The organism is Mesobacillus foraminis (assembly GCF_004340465.1).
Lineage (GTDB): Bacteria > Bacillota > Bacilli > Bacillales > Cytobacillaceae > Mesobacillus_B > Mesobacillus_B foraminis.
In genome coordinates this window covers 20751-27002 of sequence record NZ_SLVV01000008.1, presented here as the reverse complement: position 1 = coordinate 27002, position 6252 = coordinate 20751, and the positions used below count along the sequence as shown (strand labels likewise).

The 6252-nt window shown below is 45.2% G+C and carries 6 protein-coding genes; 1 reads left to right on the top strand and 5 read right to left on the bottom strand.

The window, feature by feature from the left end; all coding sequences use genetic code 11:
- Nucleotides 1-152: 152 nt before the first annotated feature.
- From ychF to EV146_RS15230, 4 genes are all read right to left on the bottom strand, one after another.
- A complete protein-coding gene (gene ychF / locus EV146_RS15245; protein ID WP_132007780.1) occupies nt 153-1253 on the bottom strand; it encodes a redox-regulated ATPase YchF in 1101 nt (366 codons plus the stop codon).
- A 133-nt stretch (nt 1254-1386) separates the two neighbouring features.
- A complete protein-coding gene (locus EV146_RS15240) occupies nt 1387-3390 on the bottom strand; it encodes a molybdopterin-dependent oxidoreductase (protein ID WP_132007777.1) in 2004 nt (667 codons plus the stop codon).
- A gap of 83 nt (nt 3391-3473) precedes the next feature.
- On the bottom strand, nt 3474-3674 hold the full coding sequence (locus EV146_RS15235; RefSeq protein ID WP_121610426.1) for a DUF951 domain-containing protein: 201 nt from the start codon (nt 3672-3674) through the stop codon (nt 3474-3476).
- Between the two features lie 10 nt (nt 3675-3684).
- Complete coding sequence (locus EV146_RS15230) at nt 3685-4584, bottom strand: mechanosensitive ion channel family protein (RefSeq protein WP_132007774.1); 900 nt, start codon at nt 4582-4584, stop codon at nt 3685-3687.
- Between the two features lie 258 nt (nt 4585-4842).
- Here EV146_RS15230 and yyaC point away from each other — a divergent pair, with 258 nt between their 5' ends.
- Nucleotides 4843-5460 (top strand): spore protease YyaC, encoded by a 618-nt coding sequence (yyaC, locus tag EV146_RS15225; RefSeq protein ID WP_121610424.1) that lies wholly within the window; start codon nt 4843-4845, stop codon nt 5458-5460.
- 42 nt (nt 5461-5502) lie between these two features.
- On the opposite strand, the gene EV146_RS15220 is transcribed toward yyaC, so the two are convergent.
- Entirely contained in the window at nt 5503-6216 is a 714-nt protein-coding gene (locus tag EV146_RS15220; RefSeq protein ID WP_132007771.1) for a DUF554 domain-containing protein, read from the bottom strand.
- Between the last annotated feature and the right edge of the window lie 36 nt (nt 6217-6252).

Here is a 6252-nt window from a genome sequence, read left to right as displayed (position 1 = left end):
AATGCCACTAGTTTATTTTTCAAACAGCATCCAGGGGACCTGCACAGACTTCTTATCTTTAAAAAAAGCCTATCTTATTCTCCAAAGCCCCACTTTTATTACCCCGCAAGGCAAAAAAAAAGGCCCCACACAACTGTGCAGGGCATATATTTTTAAACATTGAAACGGAAGTGGATAACGTCTCCATCTTTCACTTCATAATCTTTTCCTTCCAGGCGGACTTTTCCTGCCTCTTTAGCTGCGGCCATTGAGCCGCCTGCCAGCAGGTCATCGTAGGATACGGTTTCTGCCCGGATAAAGCCTCTTTCGAAGTCGGAATGGATAACTCCTGCACACTGAGGTGCCTTCATGCCGCGTCGGAAGGTCCAGGCACGGACTTCCTGTACACCGGCTGTAAAATAAGTGGCCAGTCCAAGAAGGCTGTATGCTGCCCGGATCAACTGATCCAGACCTGACTCTTCAATCCCCAGCTCGGAAAGGAACATTTCCTTCTCTTCGCCTTCTAATTCCGCAATTTCCTCTTCAATCTTCGCGCAGACAACGATAACTTCTGCATTGTCTTTTGCAGCGAATTCACGGACTTTTTGAACATATTCATTGCCGGAAGGATCGGCAACATCATCTTCCCCGACGTTCGCAACATAAAGCATTGGTTTGGTTGTCAAAAGGTGAAGTCCTTTTACCACTTTTGCTTCCTCATCAGTAAATTCGACTGTGCGTGCCGGCTTTTCACTTTCAAGAGCATCTTTCAGCCTTGAAAGAAGCGGAAACTCCGCCAATGCATCCTTGTCCTTCTGCTTTGCCAATTTTTCAACTCTGCCAATCCGTTTATCGACAGATTCAAGGTCAGCTAAAATCAATTCAAGGTTAATGACTTCAATATCGGAAATCGGGTCTACTTTCCCCGATACATGGGTAATATTATCGTCTGCAAAACAGCGGACAACCTGACAAATCGCATCTACTTCACGGATATGGGCCAGAAATTTATTTCCTAGTCCTTCTCCTTTGCTTGCCCCTTTAACGATTCCGGCAATATCAGTAAATTCAAATGCAGTTGGCACTGTTTTCTTTGGCTGTACTAGTTCCGTCAACTTAGTCAGCCGATGGTCTGGAACCTCCACAATCCCCACATTGGGGTCAATCGTACAGAATGGATAGTTGGCAGACTCTGCACCTGCCTGGGTTATTGCATTAAACAAGGTGGACTTCCCTACATTTGGAAGCCCGACAATACCTGCTGTTAAGGCCATCCCTGTCACTCCTCTAAAGTATGATCTATTCAAACTAGAATTATCTAAGTTTAAAACTAAAATTTGCCTCTCACAATTATAGATAGTCAACGGTAAAAAGACAAGTTGTCAATACATCCGCCTGCCTGCATGGTCACGCTTTTTCAATATTGACGAGACAGTCAAACAAGGTGCTCCCCTGCCGGTTATCCGATTCCCGGTCAGATGTCAGTACATTGACGCTGCCGCCGAATTTGCTCCAATTGCCCTCATCGATATTAATGGTTCCCGGATGTGCCTTTTTCAGGATTGAAACAATTCCTTTCAGTTCTCCGCGGTCATTCCATACTCTGGCAAAGTCTCCGTCACCCAGCTCTATTTCCTGAGCAATATCCTCCGACACTTCTACCTTGACCTTTGGAGAAGGAGTTAACAGGTGATAATGCTGGGAATGATTGGAACGAAGCGGATGAATGCTCAGCAAGGAATACGGGTATTTTGCTGCAAGCTCGGGTCTGGTCCATTTCGTCTCGGAAGGAAGGCTTAGGGAAAGCTTCCCTTCGAATCCTGCCTTTTCAGCTGCCAACGATGTAAACTCAAACTTGCCGCTCTCCGTTTTAAACTTCAGGTCATTCCATGGAACGGGATCCACTGGCAATTCAGCAAACTTGTTTTCCCTCAAACTCTCAAGCGTTATGCCATCCTCGGATAAAGAGGAAAGGCCCATCCTCAGCCAGTCTTCCCTGGAGAAGGAAAACTCCTCTCCAAACCCCAGCCGCTTTGCAAGCTCTGTCCAGATCCATTCGTCCGTCTTTGCTTCTCCCTTCGGATCAACCAGCTTGGGTCCATGGTTCACATAATGGTGGTACATGGAAGAATAATAAACATCCTCGGTTTCAAAAGCTGAGGTAACAGGAAGAACATAATCCGCAAGTTCAGCCGTATCCGTCATGTACTGATCCATTACAACGAGCGTTTCCAATGAGGAGAATGCTTCTCTCGCCTTATTGGTATCTGGAAGCTGGGTCAGTGGATTTCCGCAGGTAACGATCCCCATTTTTATCTCGGGATTAACCGCTGACAGGATCGCTTCCGCCTGCTGCATCATCGAAACGGTCCGTCCGGAAGTCTTCCGGCCAGGCAGCGTCAGCGCCTGCAGATTAAAGCTTTGGCCGACCTGCCTGTTGGCAAAATTCGCTCCTCCGCCCGGAATGCCAATATTCCCGGAGATGGCTGCAAGCGCGTCTATCAACCTGATGGTATTCCCACCATTGGCATACCGCTGCATCCCCAGGCCAAACATGGTTGCCGCAGGACGATTTCCATAAATATAGGCTAATTCGGTCATTACCTCCGCCGGGACTTCAGTAACAGAACTGATATATTCAAGGGATACACTGTTCAGAAGGGCCTCCAGGTCTGCAAAACCAATCGAACAGTTTTCAATGAACCCCCGGTCTTCCAGTTCCAATCGCAAGATTTCCTTCATGATCCCAGCTGCAAGCAAGCCGTCGAACCCCGGCTTAATCGAAATATACCGATCCGCTATCTTGGCTGTTGCATTAAAAATCGGATCAATGACATAAAGCTTAATTCCGGCTTTTTTAGCCTTTTGAAGTTCCTCATATAAGTGCATATTAGTCCTTGCAACATTTCGGCCCCAGATGATAATGCTTTTACTGTTTAAAAGATCACCGGGAGCATGGCTGTACGCGTCACCAAAATCCCAGCTTTGCGCTTCAATTCCTGAGCCCCAGCATAAAGACCCGGTTAATTCGGTTACTCCGCCGTAACAATTGAAAAAGCGGCTGTCCAGGTTGATTAACAGGCCTCCATTGGCGTAATCATGACTATGAAGGACCGAGGTTGAACCGAAACGATTCTTATAGTCCCGCAGTTTTCCTGAAATCTCATCAAGCGCCTGCTCCCACGATATCCTGGAAAACTCTCCGTCCACTTTTTTTAGCGGATGAAGCAGCCGTTCCGAGGAATTAATGCGTTTTTCCAGCATCCTTCCCCTTCCGCATATTTTCCCTTTCGTGATAGGATGCTCTTCGTCCCCTTCAATTTTAACGACCTTCCCGTCTTCAACGGTTACCTTGAATGCGCAGCTGTCCCAGCAATTTAGCGGACAGGCTGAATGAAATACGTTTGCCAATCATCCTCATCCCCATTTGTTGTTCAGATTGATAGTTTAAGATTTCATAAGGATACTCCATTTCACTAAAAAAAGAAGCAGGATTATTCTTCCTCCTGCCTAACTAAAACCTTTTTCATTTTTCGCGAAAACTCTTTTCTAGGAATCAGGACGCTGTGGCTGCATCCCTCACATTTGATGCGGATATCCATACCAAGGCGGATAATCTTCCAACGGTTGGTTCCACATGGATGGGCCTTTTTCATCTCTACAATATCATTAAGCTGAAATTCTTTTTGTTCCATTTCCTTCCTCCTATTGGCGCCCGGATTCCTTGTTCCTCATTTGCTCCTCACCCTGTCTGGAATACATGACAAGCCTTGGGAATGGAGCCTCAATTCCATGTTGATCCAGGACCTGTTTGATTTCCTTGCGAAGTACCCTGCCAATGTACCAGTGTTTCATAGGAATTGTTTCAGCCACTATGCGCAAAATAACCTCGGATGGGCCAAATTGCTGTACCCCCAGCAATTCAGGAGCAGCTACCAGTTCTTCATATTTCTCAGGCATTGTCACTAGCAGCTCATTTATAAGCCTCTCTGTCTTCTCTATGTCATTTTCATAAGCAATTGAAATATCGAGTACAGCTACACTGTTATAGATAGAGAAATTGGTTACTTCCATAATGTTGCCATTAGGAATAATATTAATTTCTCCTGTAAAACTCTTGATTTTGGTTGTTCGGAGACCGATTTCTTCTACGGTGCCTTCAAACTGGCCGATTCTCACAAAATCACCGACCGAAAATTGATCCTCAAAAATGATAAAGAATCCTGTAATAACATCTTTCACCAGGCTTTGAGCCCCGAATCCCACAGCCAGTCCGACGATCCCTGCACCTGCAAGCATTGCCTGGACATTAATCGTCAGCACAGATAAAACCATTATAATAGCAATGAAGGATACGGCATAGGTCAGAATGTTCTCCAGCAGCTTTACAAGAGTGGCCTCCCTGCGTTCAGATACCATCCTCAGATTCGTTCTTGTCCTGATTTTTAAAAAATTATTGATAGCCAGCTTGCCAAACCGAATCATCAGCCATGAAAGGATCAGAATCGCGAGGATTTTTAAAAATCCTTCCCCAATCATGAACCATGTATCCTCATCGGAAAATTTATTAACCAGCCTTTGCAAAACTGATTGAACTTTATCCACAACATCACCTGCCAGACATATTAAAGCTACACTATTTTAACAAGTTTTCTGCCGATAGAAAAGAAATCGGACTTCATCAGCATGCCTAAAAAAGGAAATAGACATTCATTATTCCCCGCAGCAGCACTCACCTTCCCCTGCCATGAACAGCCTTCTGGCTAAAATACCCTGTTTAAATGTTTCTTTTAACAGGTATGTATAGATTACAAAAATTTTCCGTATACTGTTATTACGAATTAGAAGGGGTTGGTGGAGCCGATGAATCTGAATTTTTTTGACAGGAAGGGCAGCCTTGTGAAAATAAACCACGAAGATGACATGGCAGCAAGTAAACTAGCAGAAGGGATTCTATCACTCATCCCAGCTTATACTGCCCGCCCCATTGTCTTTGTCTGCATCGGCACTGACCGGTCTACCGGTGATTCATTGGGTCCACTGATTGGCACCTTCCTGGAGGAAAAAAGCATTTCTCCCTTTACAGTCTATGGTACCTTAGATGACCCCATCCATGCAGTCAATCTCGAAGAAAAACTCGCGGAAATCAAGCAAAAGCATTTTAATCCTTTTATTGTGGGCATCGATGCCTGCCTTGGCCGGCTTAAAAGTGTCGGTACGATCCAAATTGCATCAGGTCCGGTTAAACCCGGGGCAGGAGTCAATAAAGAACTTCCGGAAGTCGGAGATATTCACATTACGGGCATCGTGAATGTCAGTGGATTTATGGAGTTCTTTGTTTTACAAAATACCCGGCTCAATCTGGTTGTAAAAATGGCCAAAACCATCGCCAATGGAATCCACGAAACCAGTGTGCTGCTTCCAAGGCAGCAAACCATAAATGAATTCAAATGGGATTTTGGCCAGGAACAGACCACATAATTAAGTGTAAAAGGGAGCCTTGGCGGCTCCCTTTTCTTTTTTTTACACAAAAGAATGATAGCTGTAATAAGTCGCCACAAGAATGGCGGTCACCAAAATTCCCGGAAGCAGATTCGCAACCTTGATCTTTGTCAGGCCCGTTAAATTCATTCCAATCGCAAAAATCATCACACCGCCCGTTGCGGTCAGCTCAACAATAAAACTGTCCATTAGGGCTTTTGGGACAAACTGGTCAATTTGAGTTGCAAACAAAGCAATCAGCCCTTCATAAAGCATCACAGGTATCGCTGAGAACAGCACACCAATTCCCAATGTAGTTGTCAGGATCACAGAAGTAAAGCCGTCGATTATTGCTTTCGTATAAAGGACATCATGATCTCCGCGAATCCCGCTGTCAAGAGCCCCGATGATAGCCATGGCACCAATCACAAAAATAAGCGTAGCCGTTACAAAACCCTGTGAAATACTGCCCTCCGCTGAAGAACCCAGTCGATTTTCAAGCCAGTTTCCCAGGGAATTCAGCTTCCCGTCCAGATCAAAGTACTCCCCAATTACAGCCCCAAACACAAGGCTGATGATGACAATTAAAAAATTATCACTCTTAAAGCCCATCTGCAGGCCGAGAACCATAACAGAAAGGCCAATTCCATGCATAACCGTTGTTTTCATGCCCTCAGGAATCCGCTGAAGGAGCTTTCCAAGCATGGTCCCCGCTATAATCAGCAGGCCATTCACAATCGTTCCTAATAAAAACATTCTATTCACCCAGACTCTTTATTTCGAATTGCGAAG

Excerpts from the sequence above, each read along its gene's own strand:
- EV146_RS15235 (WP_121610426.1), bottom strand. The coding sequence starts at position 3,674 with ATGGAACAAAAAGAATTTCAGCTTAATGATATTGTAGAGATGAAAAAG.
- ychF (WP_132007780.1), bottom strand. The coding sequence starts at position 1,253 with ATGGCCTTAACAGCAGGTATTGTCGGGCTTCCAAATGTAGGGAAGTCC.
- EV146_RS15220 (WP_132007771.1), bottom strand. The coding sequence starts at position 6,216 with ATGTTTTTATTAGGAACGATTGTGAATGGCCTGCTGATTATAGCGGGG.
- yyaC (WP_121610424.1), top strand. The coding sequence starts at position 4,843 with ATGAATCTGAATTTTTTTGACAGGAAGGGCAGCCTTGTGAAAATAAAC.